Here is a 16,205-nt window from a genome sequence, read left to right on the forward strand (position 1 = left end):
CTTAATTGCTTTCTTGTTTGAAGAATAAAAGTTTGGAGAATAAAATGAATAAAAAAACCGTTTTAATCACAGGCGCAGCCAGCGGTATTGGGCTAGAAATAGCCCACGCTTATCTAGAAGCCGGCATGCAGGTCGCTATTTTAGACTTTAGCCAGCACGCCATCGAAGACGCCAAAATACGCTTTTCAGCATTCCAAGAGCAATGCGACTTCTTCATTTGTGATGTCACCCACGAAGCCCAGTTTATATCCGCCATTGATGACGCTATAAAAAGATTTGGCCACATCGATATCTTAATAAACAACGCCGGCATCCAATACATAGCACCGATTGAAGAGTTTCCGTCCGACATGTACCGCAAGCTAATTGATATTATGTTGATCGCCCCATTTGTTGCCATTAAAAAGCTCTTGCCACTAATGAAAGAAAAAGGCGATGGGCGAATTATCAACATGGCATCGATCAACGGCCTAATCGGCTTTGCTGGCAAAGCGGGATACAACTCAGCGAAACATGGCGTTATCGGCCTAACCAAAGTAACCGCATTAGAAGCCGCCCCATTCGGCGTCACCGTGAATGCACTTTGTCCAGGTTATGTAGACACCCCACTGGTTAGAAACCAACTGGAAGAATTGTCTAAAAGCAGAAATGTTCCACTCGACAACGTACTTGAAGAAGTTATATGGCCACTGGTGCCACAAAAACGCCTACTCAGCGTCAAGGAAATTTCAGACTACTGCTTATTTCTCACCAGCCCATCCGCAAAAGGCGTCACAGGGCAAGCCATCGTTATTGATGGGGGTTATACCGCCCAATAAGTAAAATCATCAAACAAAAAAAGGCATCGTGGAAAAATCAACACGATGCCTTTTTATTTTGCAATTTAACCTAGTCGTAAAAACAGAGCTTTCTTTGCAGTTACCCCGTGTATTGAATCGCTCTTAGTTGCTCTTCTGCGGCATGACCAAGATAGCTGCGTATGCTGGTAAAAAACTTAGGCCAATGAGCAGCGCTATTTTTTCTCAACATCATTTTGGCCAATTTTTCACGGGCATCCCCAATAGACAATCCTTCTCTGACTAGGTTTGTCATTTGAGCGTTCAGGTTATTCAAGCTCGCCTTACGAAAACGCCTTAACCGCTCAGCATCAAGATTCAGCTCATCAATGGTATTTTGGGCAACGGCTTCATCCACCCCTGCTTGCTCGCAAGCGTCTGAGTCAACAGAGAAAGCGCCTGTGGATCTGTCACAGGAAAATAGTTTAGGAAACGCAGGAACGTGGAGTGGGTTCAAAATAATACCGTCTAGGTTTTTCTCACCTTTTGGCACATCACAAGAACTTTCAGGACTGGTAAAACGCTGGCTCGCATCAACAACATGACGTTGGCTGCCACCGTGACAGCAGCCCAATAAATTTTGCCAATCTAAATGCCAGTTTCGAGAAGACGTGCTAGTTGATTTTGGGTGGAAATGCTCTACTCGAAAATCCGCCAGCGCTTCTGTATTCTTTTCAAGCAAATCAATTTCACAGTAAGCACACAAGCCGCCTTGATCTGCTTTCAATTGCTTTTGAACAGCCTGCTTTCTGTCTGTTTGCAAAGCAAATTGTTCCCATATTCCCGAAGGATGGTTAGTGCGAAATTGGCTAAGTTTTGCTGGTTCAATTCCTTTTGTCAGCCTTTTCATCCTTGTTCGCGCTCCCATTCTTTCATACGAATATCCATATCCAAACGAGCTAATTCTGGTTCATGCTCTGCGCCCCATTCATCTAGGTGCTTGCGCAGAGCAATGGCGTCTTCTGAATCCCATTGGTCTTTGGCGACAAGCTGTTGATACGCTTCTAACGTCTTCACTATCTCTAAAGACTCAACACGAGGGGAATCCAAGCCTAATACATCTAGTAATACTTGCTGGGCTTCTGCCCCTTCAGAAAAAGCAATGGGCAGCAATACAGGTTTGTCTTCTTGCCAGTCAATCACCCGTAGGCTTGTAGGTTTCACTGACGAAATAACCTGAGGACTGTGAGTCGACACAATAAATTGCACATTCGGGAAGGTACGCATCAAATCCAACAGAATGGTTTGCTGCCAACCAGGATGAAGGTGCAAATCCACTTCATCTATCATCACCACGCCTTCACTTTGCAAAGGGTCATCCATGCTTGGGTTCGCTTCTGCCATACGAGCCGCGATGTCCATTACCATCGCCAATGTTGTTCGGTAACCATCGCTCAGCTGTTCTATTCTCAGTGTTTTTTTGCTATCGCCTTGCAACCAATCCAGCTCGATACCAGCAGGGTAAGCACCACGGGGATTGGAAAAATCAGGGATCATCTTTTCCACGGCCCGACGAATGGCTTTCAATTCAGGAATTTCAAACTCAAAGGAACGACGCTCCTTTTGTTGTTTATTTTCTATCTCTTCAAGAGAATAAAAATATTCAACAAAACCTCGAAAATTGGTTCGGCTCTCTAAGCATTTTTTAAGGCTATCAAAACGAGAAAAGTGTTTACCAAAACCACGCTTTCTTGCCGGCACATCAAATACGCCACGGCCAGCGCCATAGTAGGCAAAGATGGGCAGCTCAAAAGGCTCATTATGATTAAACGCATCGATAAAAGAATCCGCATAATCATTCAGGGCTTTAATACCCAATGCATCAGGGATCAATTTTGCCGTGCTTTTGCTTTTATCTCTTTTTTCCGTTCTATCCCAACGAACCCCATCGTAAGACTGACCAGTGATTCGCATATAGGCAGGCTTCTTGCCATCCGCTAATAGCTGAAAGTCGGTGTCTTTCGGGTTCAAACCGCTGACACCCGGTAAACGAGTCAGAAATGGCCCCAAAGCAATCGCGAGCGCATCCAAAACACTGGTTTTACCCGCGCCATTTCTCGCCACTAACACCGTCAGTTTGTTATCAAACAAAAGTTCAAAATCCTCAAAGCGACGAAAGTGCTTTAAATCCAGTGATTGTATTTTCATAGACTAAAGCTCCGCTTACTTCGATTGCTTTCAGACAAAGGGGTTAGAAGACAAACTAACAAAATAAAAGCCAGTTTATCACGGACAGAAGAAAAAACTTGAGCGCTCATGTTAGCTCTTCTTCACTACTTTCTTCGTTGTTTTATTGGCGGCTTGCTTCGCCGCTTTAGCCAGCGCTTCACTTTCTGCTCGGGCGGCGGCGATGCGTTTTAGCAGTTGGTCGGCGGGTTCGTAGTGTTTATCCAATGTGTGTTCTTGTGGCACCAACTCACCTTTGAAGGCTTTGGCTAAAATAGATTGAGTGAGCTTGTCTACTCGCTGTTGAGCTTTTTTCACTTGTTGTTCAATGGTGTCAGCGAAGGCAAAGTATTGATCCACAAGACGGACGATTTCGGTTTGTTCTTCGATTGATGGTACTGGAATATATTGGATTCTGAATTTTTTCAAATTAACTTTTTGTTGAGCAACACCAGCAGAAATAGCTAAAACTGATTTTTGAAATAAGCTGGACCTCATTGCATAAGCTACATATTTCGTAATTGCTATAGCTGGATTAACAGTTAATTTTATGCAATCAGCAGTTATGACCGCTTCTGGTCTATGCATTGGATATATTGCAACATCTCCAGGAGGATCTCCCATTTTTGTAATTAAAATATCGCCTGATTTTACTCTATGTGCTTTAAGCTCTTCAAATTTCGAACCAGAAACAAATTTAGTTTTATCTGATTCAAATACTTTAGATCGAATATCTCTAACAAAAACTAAAGGGTGCCCCTCTAACCTATAATCATCAACTTTAAGGTTACTTCCAAAAGGCCCAATTCCTAATGAATAACGCTGTTTTATAGCAATTTCTTCAATTTTTAAGTCTTCATAATCTACTTGATCCCCTCCCCTCCACTCTTCTGTCAATTTCCCACTGACAGCGGCGGCGAGGACGGATTGGTGGAAGCGTTTTAGGATGGCGGGGATGCCGTCGAGTCGGGCTTTGATGGTGTCGACTTGCGCTAACACTTGATCCAGTTTCTCGACGATGCGTTTTTGTTCGGCGAGTGGGGGAAACCAAATTTCATGCGCTTTAATTATCTGCTGTGAAATATTAGGTTGTGCACCACCTTTTCCTTTCTTTATAAAGTCTTGTTTTTCATTTTGTAACAAGTAATAAAGAAAATTGGTTTCTGTAACTCCAGCTATAGGTGAACCAACAGCACAGGCCTGATTTGTAGATGCGTTAAAGTCTAAAATAGATGTTTTACCTATTGTAGCGCCATACATCGCAATCGCTACCGATCCCTTTAAAAATAGCTTCGCACTAGACTTCTTAAGCCCTTCTTCTGTTATAAACTCAGAGGAATGTTGCAAATATTTAGGACCTAAGTCACCTGTTTTTACCCATGGAATATCCCCTCCATAATAAGAGCTTTCATTTCTTTTAGGAGTTCCACCAGATCCCCAATTAGCTACTTTGTCTAAAGAGACCTCAACCCACCCTTTCGGTAATTCGCTCACGCTTTGTCTCCCTGCAACTCGCTTTTTTCTTCTAGACCAAAGGCTTGCTCTAAAAGTTGCTTTTGCGCTTCGGCTTCGTCGTCTGCGCCTAGGGCTTGCATCAGTTGGTAAAGTTCGCCCATGGCTTCGGTGAGTTCTGCCATGGCTTCGCCAGCGAGAATGTCGGGTTCTGGAAGGTTTTCTGAATTGCTGGCTTCGAGGTCTTTTAACCATGCGATGTCTAGGCTGTCGCCTTTTTGCTCGCGTATGTAGTCGCGGCTAAACACGCGCCAGCGGGCGTTGTCACTCACCTTTTCAAGGTTATTTTCTAAGGAATGATCTAAGGACAGCCCTTCGATTTCACCAAGCTGGCTTTCGTGGCTGCTTGCACCTTCCTGCCCGGTATAAACGCCTTCTTCTCGTGGAGATTGGCCATTGGCGTCGTCGCCATAAACGGCTTTAAAGGCGTCAAAGTGGCGTGTGGTCAGCGGGCGGCGCTTGCCGAAGGTTTGCATGTTGGTCCGCATGTCGTACACCCAGGTTTGTGTGGTGCAGTCGGTGTCTTGCTGTGGGTTGTCTGGCGTGCCTTTTTGGAAAAACAGCACGTTGGTCTTCACGCCAGCGGCGTAGAAAATGCCCGTTGGCAAGCGCAAAATAGTGTGTAGGTTGCACTTGTTCATTAGGTCACGGCGAATGTCGGTGCCCTTGCCGCCTTCAAACAAGACGTTGTCTGGAATCACCACGGCAGCACGACCACCGGGCTCTAAGGTTTCGACGATGTGCTGCATAAAGCACAATTGCTTGTTGCTGGTTGGGTGCACAAAGGTACGGGTAATGTTGGTGCTGGACGCGCTGCCAAATGGCGGGTTCGACAACACCACGTTGGCTTTTTGCATATTTTCGCCATCGGCGCCCAGCGTGTTACCAAGGTGAATCGCGCCGTGTTCTTCATCGCCTACCACATCGTGCAGTAAGCAGTTCATTAATGCCAAGCGGCGTGTTTCTGGTACTAATTCCAAGCCGACAAAAGCACGGGTACGTTGGAATTCTGCATCGTCGTCTGACAAGGCGTCTAAATCGTTCGTTTGGGATTTGATGTATTTGTCCGCTTCAATCAAGAAGCCTGATGTGCCCGCTGCAGGATCTTGGATGATCTCACGGGGTTGCGGTTTCATCAGTTCCACAATGGTGTTGATCAATGGGCGAGGCGTGAAATATTGCCCTGCACCGGATTTGGTTTCGTTGGCGTTTTTCTGCAACAAGCCTTCGTACATATCGCCAAAGTCGTCACGGCCTTTTTCAAACCAATCCAGTTTGTCCATTTCTGTTATGAGTTCATTAAGTTGCGCTGGCTGAGTAATCGTTGTGGTGGCGTTGACGAAAATCGCCTTCACAATGGCGTGATGGTCGCCATCTAGTTTGTTGAGTAAGTCTTTGTAGAATTTATGTTGTTCGATGCCGGTTTTTTCTTTTAGGTCTTTCCAGCGAAAGCCTTGTGGCAGTAAGTCGTCTTCTTGCCCCGTTTGTTCACACATTTTTAAAAACAGCAAAGACGCCAATTCGTTCACGTAATTTTGATAAGACACACCGCCATCGCGCAGATTGTCACACAGCTTCCAGAGTTTGGCGACTAGGTCGTTGTTGTTCATAAATACAGTCTCTTAAATGGTTTCTTTCTGTGGGGTCAATAAAGGTCGGCGGCAAAGAAGCAGAAAAGCGCCTGCCGACGTTTTAAAAGTTGGCGGTATGATACGGAGTTAAGCGGGTTCATCCCAGATATACTCATTAAATTTTTGCAGGATAGGCTCTAGCTCGCCGTTTAACGCTTGCTCTAGTCGGCGCTTGCCACCTTCTCGTTGGTAATTGCCTATTTTGTAGACATCGTCGTCGAGTACGACTTTGTCTTTGATGGAGCTGGCAAGACGGTCCAACCACTTGAGCTGTCCGCTGTTCCAATCGTTTTCACTTTTGATTCTCTCTAGGGCGTGATCCACACGACGGTCAAACGGTAACAGCGCATCGCCGATGGCAGCACGGCGAATGTGCCCCACCAGCTTGGCGGCAATGTCTTTGTTGGTTTTATTTTTCCACGCGGTTTGCAAGGCGGATTCGTCAAAGTGCTTGGCATCGAACCATTCTTGTAATTCCACCAAGCCTTTACGGGTCAAATCTCGTGGCCGATTTACCACGGCATCTAGTGCGGGCAGTTGATTGATATTGTGTTGCACGAGATGATCAAACGCTTCAAGAAAATCTTCTGGGTCATTAAACTCGCCATAAAGGCTCTCGGTGCCGATTACTTCGTCTGCTAAGTCGGAAAAAATCGGCCTATCTCGTAAGCTATTTAAGGTGCGCTTTAAGGTGTCTATTTGCTCTACTAGGTTGGGCAGCTCAGCAAAATACTGCGCCGATTGCTTTGGCCCTTGCTCGCGTAGTGTGTTGGCAAAGTCGACAAAGCTCGCCTTGGTCACATTATTAAGGCGCTCGTCGAGGTGGTTCATTTGTTGCTCTACGTCTCGGTCGCGATTGCGCTGGTAATTCGCTTGGGTGATTACCCGTTGTAACTTAGACACCAACTGCTCATGGCTATTATCTGCAAAGGATTGATCGTTGACTTCGATAACCTGATAGGTTTTCTCATCGCTGATTTCAGCCACTAACGTGGCTAAGGTCACATTGGGGCGAACCACCACGGCTTGCATGGTATCCACCGCTTCTAGCGTGCTGTACAGATCCACGGCGTCGAATATACGAAAGCTGGTTTTGCCAACTTCTGGACACAAGCGCGTGGCGCGACCTTTCATTTGCTCATACAAAATACGGCTGCGTACTTTGCGTAAAAACACCAGATTACAAATACTCGGAATATCGATGCCGGTCGTCAGTAAGTCCACGGTGACGACTATGTTGGGTAAGCGTTCTTTTTCAAATCGTGTGATCAGGGTTTGTATTTTATTGGCGTCTTTGTCCGCGTTGCCGGTGATCTTGATGATAGCATCGTGTTCAAGGTTGGCGTATTTTGCCTCGCCTGAGTCTCGGTAGGCGTTTTTTAGGGTCTCGACCACCATGTCCGCATGGGCGTTATTCACACAGAATATCAGCGTTTTTTGTCGGCTGGTTGGGTCGATTTGCCATTTGGGCTGGACTAACTCTTGGCAAATGGCTTGGTTAAACGCGGGGATGATCACTTGTTTGTTAAAATGATCGACCTCAAAATTTTGCTCATCTTCTAGGGTGTCTGTGACTAGCTGCCCGGTGATGTCGAGCCGCTCTACTTGGTCACCTTGGGCAAAGCAAACCCCTTGTGTATTGAGCTTGGTATTGATTTTAATCGGTGGTTCAAAGTCGTTTAAGTAGCCGTCTATCACCGCAGTTCGATAAGAATAGTTGTAAATAGGACGACCGAAAATCTCGGTGGTATGGAGAGCAGGCGTGGCGGTGAGGGCCAATTTAAAGGCGTCGAATTGGTCAATCACCCGACGATACGCTGAGATATAGTCTCGCTGATCACGAAATTCCGCTTCGCCTTCGGTTTGCTCTTTATCCAGAATATAGCCGCGATGGGCTTCGTCTATGATGATGGCATCGTACAAACCAACGGGAATAAACTCGTCATTTTGTAACACTCGCTTAACTAAGGATTGCACCGTTGCTACATGGATTTTGGTACTGTCCTCGGGAAAACGATCCGTTAAACCTTGTATGTGAAAAATACTGTTGAAGCTTTGGTTTTGGATGCGCATGTCGTCAAACGAACCAAGGGCTTGATTGCCTAAGGAACGACGATCCACTAAAAACAATACCCGTTTAAAACGCTGGGATTGGATCATCCGGTACATGATGGCAATCGCGGTGCGGGTTTTTCCGGTGCCCGTTGCCATGGCCAGTAAGGCGATGCGCTTACCTTGGGTTACGGCGGTTTCTACGGCTCTAACGGCATCTTCTTGATAATAACGCAGTCCCAGCTCGCTCATGTCTTGGTGGGTGGCAAACCAGTTATTCCGCTGCCCCGTGTCTTGGTTAAACTTACTAAGCAACTCCTCAGGCTTAAACCATTGTGGCAAGGCGTCGGGTTGATTCGTGCTTAAACGGACATCCCGATACCAGATGCCACTTTTGGTTTTTATCGCCGCGCTGAAAGCACGACCGTTGGCCGAAAAACAAAACGGGATATGAAAGCCAGTCGCCTTGTATTGGTTTATTTTTAACTCTGCAATTTTCTGCGCTATTTCCGTCGACATTTCCGGCGATATAGCATCGTCATTGGCGGCTTGCTGTTGTAATGCTTGTTCGTAACCGAGTATGTCGAAAGTACGACTGTAGCGATAGGCTTCATTGAGTTTACTGGCGACATCTTGGTTGTAACGTTTGGCTTCGACCACGCCTATCGGCAATAAACCGACAAATAAGACGTAATCGGCAAAACCCAAGTGCCCAGTTTCATCCATGCCGGTTGGCCATTCGGCAATGGCTATATTGCGACCTACTTGTGGTCGCGTGCCATTCGCGTAGGTGAGGTTTTGCGTGTCTGCCTCCCAGTCAGCTCGACGCAATTGCTCGTCTATCAGGTAGCGCGTTTCGGCTTCATTCAAACCCAACTTGTTATGGTTGGCTTGCGCCAGTACTTGGTGATGGAAGGCGTTACGATCTTGCTCACTTAATGTCGCTAGCTCGGCGTCTTTCTGTTTGAGTTGGGTTTCTAATGCCGCGATCCGCGCGTCACTCTGTGCAAGGGTTTCTGCTTGCTTACTTTCATAAACAGATAAGCAACCCTGTAACTCAATGAGCTTAGCTTGCTGTGCTTCTAACTCGGCTTGGCTTTTGTGCTCTTTTTGCTGGGCGTTTTTTTCGGCTTGGGCAAGTGCTTGTTTCAGCAGAGCGACTTCTTGTTGCGTTTGCTGGTTGCTTTGTCCGGTTGAGGCTTTGCTTGGTAAATTAAATAATGGTGAGGCAAAGTCTTTGTCTTTACTGATCAGACGGTAATACCAGACGGCTAAGCGAAAGGCCAAACGCAGGCACATCTCGGCGTCGCTCTCATCGTTGTGATATTGATGAACCACCTTGTTGCCTATACCCCGAAGCTTATGGAAGACATCAAGAATGGTGTCGTCGATTTTCGTGTTGCGGTTAATTTCCTCCAGCAGCTTAAACTGGGTTTCTTGTGGCTCGATATTCAGCAACTTGCCCAAATGATTCGCCACGTATTCGCCAAAAATACGCAACTTCACTAACGTGGTATTAGGATCATCGGGGTAATTCTTCTCCGCCGCCCGGGCTATGGTAAAAAGAAAATCGTTGTGGCCTTTGAGAAAGGCAAAATTAGAAGCTGAAGTCGTCATGAATAAAGTGAAAATCCTTCTCATTAAAAACAAAACTGTTTATCTAAGGATTTTTACTATTATTCGCCGGTAATGCAAATAAAATAACCAAAACAGGGAGATAACCCCACCCTAACCCTCCCCTTGGAAGACATAAGGGGAGGGAATAATGACATTGTGATCTGGCTCTCGACTTCAGTAGCCGTTTGTTAAGTCTATTTGGTTGTTCAATTCACCTTTACTGACAAAGCTTAGTACGTTGTCTGCGACTTGTTCGATGATGGTGGGTAGTGAAGCATCAGAGGCTAAATGCGGGGTGATTGTGACGCCTTTGGTGGTCCATAATGGGTCTGTGGCGGGTAAGGGTTCTTGGTTGAATACGTCTAATAAGGCGCCTCGTAGATGACCTGCATCGATCGACTCGATTAAGTCTTCTTGGATCAAATGACCACCACGCCCTACGTTGATGAGGTAACCACCCTCTGGCATTTTATTAAACAAGTCTTTGTTTAATATGCCTTTTGTCGCTGGGCTTAATGGCAATAAGTTTACCAGTAGTTCGGTTTCTTTTAGCATTTCACCTAGCCCTTCTTGACCGTGGTAACAATGGATGCCATTCAGAGTTTTAGGGCTACGAGACCAACCAGAAACACGATAGCCAAATTGCGCTAATCCACGCGCGACAAACTGCCCTAGCTCTCCTAACCCTAAGACACTGACGCGAATGTCGGACGCGGGACGCTGACGAAAGCCCTGCCATTTTGACTCGCTTTGGTTCGCACTTATCTTGTCAAAGTTACGCTGTACAGTGAGTGCGCCCCACAATACGTATTCCAGCATGCCTTGTTTTTGATGGTCATCCACCACTCGACATACAGGCAAGCCTGAGGTTAATAACCCCGCACCCAAGTGGTCGACACCTGCCGCGACAGAATGCAGGCATTTTAAATTTGGGTAGCGGGTTAATAAGTCTGCTTCTGGGTGCCAGCAAAGGGCCATTTGCGCCTGCTCTGCACCAGCATCACCAGCCACTAACACATTGATTTCTGGACGACGTGCTAAAAAGGCCGCTTTCAATTTGGCGGTATATTTCTCATTATTCGTGACAAGTAAAAGGTCATTGTTCATTGCGAATCTCGGTACGATGAATGGGCTCATGTGAATGTTCGTGATCAAGCCTGCCACAACAAGGAATACTTTTACAAATGCTCTTCTATATAAAGTTGCCAAGACGTTATTGCATGGCATTTTTTAGCCATTTAGCAGGGCTACCAACTATTCACCCGAAGCGGGATGCATTACACTCTTCGTTAAATATTAATAACGCCTTAAACGCAGTATAAACTGCCAAAAACCTCAGCAAAGGCTCAACAAAGCCCCTGATGTTGCAACAATTTAAGACAGACCACAAAGGACCCCACGCTGTGAAAAAAGTATTTATTGATGGTGAAACTGGTACCACCGGCTTGCAAGTAAGAGACCGTTTGGTCAACCATCCGAACATTAGCATCATCAGTATTGATCCCGCTAAGAAACGCGATGTAGAAGAGAAGCGCCGTCTGATGAAAGAAGCTGACGTCACCGTACTTTGCTTGCCTGATGACGCGGCCAAAGACAGTGTTGTGCTGGCTAAAGAAGAAGGCTGCCGTATTCTTGATGCCAGTTCCGTTCACCGCGTGGCGGATGGCTGGGTGTACGGACTTCCTGAATTGGATGTGACTCAGCGCGCTAAAATCAAAGACGCGCAGTTTGTTTCCAACCCTGGCTGTTACCCTACCGGTGCGATTCTGTTCCTAAAACCTTTAATAGAAGCAGGGTTATTACCCGCGTCTGGCGATTACTCTATCAACGCCGTTTCTGGTTACAGCGGCGGTGGTAATGCGTTAATCGATCGTTATGAAAGCACGCATAATGCACCAACATTCGGCGCTTACGGCCTGACATTTAATCATAAGCATTTGCCTGAGATTAAAACCTGGTCTGGATTAGATAAGTCCCCTATTTTTGTGCCAAGCGTAGGCAGTTTTCGTCAAGGCATGCTGACATTTTTACCGATTCAGCTAAAAGGCAATGTCACCATGGAGCAGCTACACGCTGAGTTGCTAAAAACCTATGCGACGGATGTCTTTGTAACCGTCAATGATTTTAATGCCGTGGTGGATAATTCGGCGCCGTTCTTAACTCCTCACGGTCTTGAGAACACGAATCAAGTTGAATTGTCTGTGTTGAGTGGCCCTGATAATCAATCAGGTGTATTAGTGGCTAAGTTAGACAACCTTGGCAAAGGTGCTTCGGGTGCTGCCGTGCAAAACCTAAACATCATGCTAGGTTTTGCTGAAGACATTGCCGTTACCCTGTAAATTTCGAATTTAGCGAGAAAAAGTCGAGCACTTGTGTTCGACTTTTTAATTTCTGCTTTTCATTTTTCTGCTTTTTGATTCTCTCTCTGCTTATCAGCAACCTTGGCTTACTACGCTCTTATTACGAGTAATGAGAAAGCTCTGCTAGCGGAGTATTCAACTCTTCCCACAAGGTTTTACTGGCCGTCCATACTGAATTCCCTTCAAGCAAACCATTATTAGCAAGAAAATTAGGCACACGACCACCCGCCTCTTCGATTAATAGCAGGCCCGCAAGAGCGTCCCAGCTGTTTAAGTGCGCTTCAAAATACCCATTTACCTGACCGGAAGCCACATGGGCTAACATCAACGCGCCCGAACCAAAACGACGATATTCAACATTGTGCTGGTCCAATAGATGCAGTACATCCAAATAATTTTTCAAAGGACGACGATTTGAACGGCCTAGGCCTATAATGGCTTGCCCACTTTCTGGCTCTTGTATTGTTAGACGTTGGTTATTTAAAAATGCTCCCTTACCTCTTTTAGCAACGAAAAACTCATCCCGATCTGGCGCATAAATAAAGCCAAGTTGGATTTCACCAGCGACCACGTAAGCAATAGATAAACACCAATAGTCCATTTTTTGCAGATAATTAGTAGTGCCATCAATGGGGTCGATCACCCAAACACCGTTCCCATCAAGCGTATTATTGGCTTTAGTCAGGCCACTTTCTTCACCCAAAAAATCATCGTCTGGGTAAAGAGAAAGTATCGTTTTTCTAAGTTCACTTTCAACAAAGAGGTCTGCTTGAGAAACAAAATCCTGACGCCCTTTTTGCGTCACAGACAATCCAGTTTTACGAATTTCTTGCGCTCGCATTCCGGCTTCTCTAATCGCATTTTCTAATAATGTGTAGTCTTGAATCGGTTCCATTAACAATGCCTTTTTAAGTTGTAGGTTCTTTTAAATGCTCTTGGTGCTTCGCAATAAAACACTTGCACGCTATCGCGGTTCTCTTATTTGGGGAGAGGTATGTCGCAGCACCAGCTTGACGGGAACCACTTCAAAACGTTGGTTGATATTTGCATCACGCCCTCTTGATTCTAAGCAGGACACGGCGCGAACGGCGGTTTCTTCAATATCTTGGCTAACCGTTGTTAGGCGATAACTGTATTGAGCGGTTAATGGCGTGTCATCGAACCCAATCAAATGAAAGTCCTTTGGCGCGTGAAATCCATGCTCTCTCATGCCGTCTAAAAACCCACACGCGAGCTGAGCATTCGCGCAAAACACGCCATCGGCAGACGCCCCTGATCGACAAAACTCATGCGCGGCGCTTCGGCCACCTTGATAACCGTCTTGTGTGGCTTCAATTTGAAGCAACGCAAACCGATCCTCTGCATGTTTCTCCATGATAATGCGATGAAAGGAGTCTCCTCGCTTTACACCCGCCCAGGTAGAGCCTGCGTAATTTAGCCATGCAAACTTTTTACAGCCAGATGCAATCAATTGCTCAGCCGCTAATGTTGCGCCTGTTTCGTTGTCTGAACAGACAAAGTCAACGTCAGGTAGATCCATATGACGATTGATGCCAACCACCGGAATATTATGCTGCACACAATCTTTCACCAGTTGCGTTGGCGGCTGACCAGAAGTAACAATAACGCCCGAGACCTGAAACTGAGTAAATCGACGAATGGTTTCTTCAAGCTCATCAGGGTTTCTTACTTCTGTGACCAACGCTTGGTAACCTTTTCTCTGGATTTCAGCCAATAAACCTTCCAGTAAACTACTGCGAAACGGGTCACTCAAGCGCGCTACAACAACACCGATCAATTGACTACGCTTGCGATTCAATCCTTGCGCTAAAAAATTAACTTGGTAGCCCAAGGCATCAGCGGCGCTAATTACCTTCTCCCGAGTGGCTTTGGAGACGCTACCATTGTTGGTAAAAGTACGAGATACCGCGGCTCTTGATACACCCGCTTTGGTGGCGACATCCTGTGCGGTTACCGTGAATTTCTTTGAGATTTTTGCCAAGAGCATCGCTCCTCTTTCAATCAATTTATAGTGCGTCAGCGGTATTCAGTATTAAGCCGTCATAACTGATAAATAGGTTTGGGATAGTGCCAGCAGCGTCACGGAGGTTTGGCAAAGCCGCATCAAAACAATGGTAAAGACCCAACTTTTTAACATTCGTATCTTTCAATAAACGAATACAGTCTGGTAAATCCCCATGAGAAGCGTCGTCGTCCAGCGCCTTAAAAGAAGCACACTCTTGAAAAGCCAGATCCGCATCTTGCATCAAGACTTTACTTGCCGCCGTAGGTCGGCCATCGCCACTGTAAAATAACGTTTGGCCGTCAACCGTAAGGCGAATCGCTCGATTGCTTATTTCATGCTGCGTGTTAGCCGTTTCAATCTCCCAGTGCTGCCATGTAAATGCATCTGTAATGTCGTGCCAACGAATATCAAAGCAAATATCGGTCTCTGGCCAGATTGCCAAATCCACTAAAGACGTTAGTAAGGGCTGCTGTTCAAGTTGACAGAAAATATCCAAAGGTTCAGCGCGTTGGAAACTTTTCCACTGGTTCACTAATGCCGCTAAGCCTGAACAGTGATCAGGGTGGCAATGTGTAAAGTAAATAGCTTGTATTGCATTCACCTCAATGCCACGTTGCCACAGCGCCCTAGGAATGGTGGGGCCACAGTCAATCAACCACTGATTATGGCTATTATCTTCAATGTGAATTGAAGATGTATTGTTAATTTCAGAGAACGCACTTCCACTACCAATCACATCAATTTTCATCTCGCCGCACCAAAATGTCTTTTTAGTTTAATTAAAATGTCATAAAGATCAGACAAAGTAGGCAACCATAATGTCTTCAATTGATTACATTTTTTTTACAAACAAGTGAACACGTGTTCATTTTTTAAAAATAAATTGAATAAAGAAAAAATAGGCCAGATTCGGAGCCCTATATGACGCAATTGAAAATTGAGAATCTACACGCTGGTTATGGCAGCAAGATGATCTTAAACGATTTTAATTTAGAGATTAATCAAGGTGAAATGATCGCCCTATTGGGCCCTTCTGGTTGCGGTAAAACCACATTACTGAATGCTCTATGTGGCTTCGTTCCTGCTTCTCATGGTGAAATTTATGTAGGCGATCGCGTCATTACTAAGCTTCCTGCAGAAAAACGAAATATCACTATGGTGTTTCAAAGCTACGCCCTTTGGCCTCACTTAACCGTGGCGCAAAACATCGGTTATGGGTTGAAAGTACGCAAAGTGAAAGCCGCTGAAATTCAAGATCGGGTTAACGAATTGCTCGTCATCGTTAAGCTAGAAGGCCTGCAAAACGAAAAAGTCACCTCATTGTCTGGCGGACAGCGACAACGCGTGGCTCTCGCCCGAGCTCTAGCCATCAGGCCAGATGTGTTGGTTCTTGATGAGCCACTTTCTAACCTCGATGCCAAGGTCAGACTCAATGTGCGTCACGAAATAAAGTCCCTTCAAAAGCAATTAGGCTTCACCTCTTTAATTGTGACTCATGATCAAGAAGAAGCGCTTGTAATGGCTGATCGAATCGCTGTGTTAAACCAAGGGAAAATTGAACAGCTGGGTACGCCTGAAGAAATATATCGCACACCAAGCAGTGCTTTTGTCGCTAATTTTATGGGGGCAGAAAATCACATTGAGTGGCAAAACGACGACAACACGCTGCCCGCTAAATCCGCTCAACAAATTTATTTTAGAAGCGAAAGCGTGCAGGTCACAGTGCCATCAGAAAAAGCCTCTTCATTGAGCAACGATGTTCACTTTGATTCCGATCTAACCTGCCAAGGTCATGTTTTACAGAGCGCCTTCTTTGGACACCATTACCGAATTAGTGTGCGCTGCGGGGCGCACACCATACAGGCTGATCACCATAGTGATTTGCCTGAGAATACCCCCGTTACGTTACGAGTTACTGCCGACGCACTGCATATCTACAACAACCAAGTAGAGACTGCAGCGCATCATGTTCCAACATCATTTCAGTCAAATAAATAAGGGATCA

At 45.8% G+C, this 16,205-nt stretch carries 12 protein-coding genes; 3 read left to right on the forward strand and 9 right to left on the reverse strand.

All coding sequences use genetic code 11. The annotated features are described in order from the left end of the window. Window positions 1-44: 44 nt before the first annotated feature. A complete protein-coding gene (locus V6259_RS09355) occupies window positions 45-818 on the forward strand; it encodes a 3-hydroxybutyrate dehydrogenase (RefSeq protein WP_207923171.1) in 774 nt (257 codons plus the stop codon). A gap of 100 nt (window positions 819-918) precedes the next feature. Here V6259_RS09355 and ptuB read toward each other — a convergent pair whose 3' ends face one another. The 6 genes from ptuB to V6259_RS09385 all read right to left on the reverse strand — a co-directional run bounded on the left by ptuB (window position 919) and on the right by V6259_RS09385 (window position 10,921). Continuing rightward, window positions 919-1,686, reverse strand: a complete 768-nt coding sequence (gene ptuB / locus V6259_RS09360) for a retron Ec78 anti-phage system effector HNH endonuclease PtuB (protein ID WP_341584313.1) — start codon at window positions 1,684-1,686, stop codon at window positions 919-921. Beyond that, window positions 1,683-2,984, reverse strand: coding sequence for an AAA family ATPase (locus V6259_RS09365; RefSeq protein WP_341584314.1), 1,302 nt, complete (start codon window positions 2,982-2,984; stop codon window positions 1,683-1,685). The genes ptuB and V6259_RS09365 overlap by 4 nt, the downstream gene beginning before the upstream one ends. Window positions 2,985-3,095: 111 nt before the next feature. Further along, a complete protein-coding gene (locus tag V6259_RS09370; protein ID WP_341584315.1) occupies window positions 3,096-4,496 on the reverse strand; it encodes a restriction endonuclease subunit S in 1,401 nt (466 codons plus the stop codon). Continuing rightward, complete coding sequence (locus V6259_RS09375; RefSeq protein ID WP_341584316.1) at window positions 4,493-6,124, reverse strand: N-6 DNA methylase; 1,632 nt, start codon at window positions 6,122-6,124, stop codon at window positions 4,493-4,495. The genes V6259_RS09370 and V6259_RS09375 overlap by 4 nt, the downstream gene beginning before the upstream one ends. Before the next feature lie 108 nt (window positions 6,125-6,232). Continuing rightward, window positions 6,233-9,814, reverse strand: a complete 3,582-nt coding sequence (hsdR, locus tag V6259_RS09380; RefSeq protein WP_341584317.1) for a type I restriction-modification system endonuclease — start codon at window positions 9,812-9,814, stop codon at window positions 6,233-6,235. Between the two features lie 174 nt (window positions 9,815-9,988). Further along, the gene (locus V6259_RS09385; RefSeq protein ID WP_341584318.1) at window positions 9,989-10,921 is read right to left on the reverse strand and encodes a 2-hydroxyacid dehydrogenase; all 933 of its coding nucleotides are present in this window, start codon (window positions 10,919-10,921) and stop codon (window positions 9,989-9,991) included. Window positions 10,922-11,217: 296 nt separating this feature from the next. Here V6259_RS09385 and argC point away from each other — a divergent pair, with 296 nt between their 5' ends. After that, entirely contained in the window at window positions 11,218-12,153 is a 936-nt protein-coding gene (gene argC / locus V6259_RS09390; protein ID WP_341584319.1) for an N-acetyl-gamma-glutamyl-phosphate reductase, read from the forward strand. Between the two features lie 121 nt (window positions 12,154-12,274). Here argC and V6259_RS09395 read toward each other — a convergent pair whose 3' ends face one another. The 3 genes from V6259_RS09395 to V6259_RS09405 all read right to left on the reverse strand — a co-directional run bounded on the left by V6259_RS09395 (window position 12,275) and on the right by V6259_RS09405 (window position 14,948). Continuing rightward, a complete protein-coding gene (locus tag V6259_RS09395) occupies window positions 12,275-13,069 on the reverse strand; it encodes an inositol monophosphatase family protein (protein ID WP_341584320.1) in 795 nt (264 codons plus the stop codon). A gap of 69 nt (window positions 13,070-13,138) precedes the next feature. Next, a complete protein-coding gene (locus tag V6259_RS09400) occupies window positions 13,139-14,176 on the reverse strand; it encodes a LacI family DNA-binding transcriptional regulator (protein ID WP_341584321.1) in 1,038 nt (345 codons plus the stop codon). A 25-nt stretch (window positions 14,177-14,201) separates the two neighbouring features. Beyond that, window positions 14,202-14,948 (reverse strand): MBL fold metallo-hydrolase, encoded by a 747-nt coding sequence (locus V6259_RS09405; protein ID WP_341584322.1) that lies wholly within the window; start codon window positions 14,946-14,948, stop codon window positions 14,202-14,204. Window positions 14,949-15,121: 173 nt separating this feature from the next. On the opposite strand from V6259_RS09405, the gene V6259_RS09410 reads away from it, so the two are divergent. Then, window positions 15,122-16,198 (forward strand): ABC transporter ATP-binding protein, encoded by a 1,077-nt coding sequence (locus V6259_RS09410; protein ID WP_341584323.1) that lies wholly within the window; start codon window positions 15,122-15,124, stop codon window positions 16,196-16,198. Window positions 16,199-16,205: the final 7 nt, after the last annotated feature.

Source organism: Marinomonas sp. TI.3.20 (assembly GCF_038155025.1).
In the GTDB taxonomy this organism is placed as follows: Bacteria; Pseudomonadota; Gammaproteobacteria; order Pseudomonadales; family Marinomonadaceae; genus Marinomonas; species Marinomonas flavescens.

Excerpts from the sequence above, each read along its gene's own strand:
- V6259_RS09355 (WP_207923171.1), top strand. The coding sequence starts at position 45 with ATGAATAAAAAAACCGTTTTAATCACAGGCGCAGCCAGCGGTATTGGG.
- V6259_RS09385 (WP_341584318.1), bottom strand. The coding sequence starts at position 10,921 with ATGAACAATGACCTTTTACTTGTCACGAATAATGAGAAATATACCGCC.
- ptuB (WP_341584313.1), bottom strand. The coding sequence starts at position 1,686 with ATGAAAAGGCTGACAAAAGGAATTGAACCAGCAAAACTTAGCCAATTT.
- V6259_RS09375 (WP_341584316.1), bottom strand. The coding sequence starts at position 6,124 with ATGAACAACAACGACCTAGTCGCCAAACTCTGGAAGCTGTGTGACAAT.
- V6259_RS09405 (WP_341584322.1), bottom strand. The coding sequence starts at position 14,948 with ATGAAAATTGATGTGATTGGTAGTGGAAGTGCGTTCTCTGAAATTAAC.
- V6259_RS09410 (WP_341584323.1), top strand. The coding sequence starts at position 15,122 with ATGACGCAATTGAAAATTGAGAATCTACACGCTGGTTATGGCAGCAAG.
- hsdR (WP_341584317.1), bottom strand. The coding sequence starts at position 9,814 with ATGACGACTTCAGCTTCTAATTTTGCCTTTCTCAAAGGCCACAACGAT.
- V6259_RS09365 (WP_341584314.1), bottom strand. The coding sequence starts at position 2,984 with ATGAAAATACAATCACTGGATTTAAAGCACTTTCGTCGCTTTGAGGAT.
- V6259_RS09395 (WP_341584320.1), bottom strand. The coding sequence starts at position 13,069 with ATGGAACCGATTCAAGACTACACATTATTAGAAAATGCGATTAGAGAA.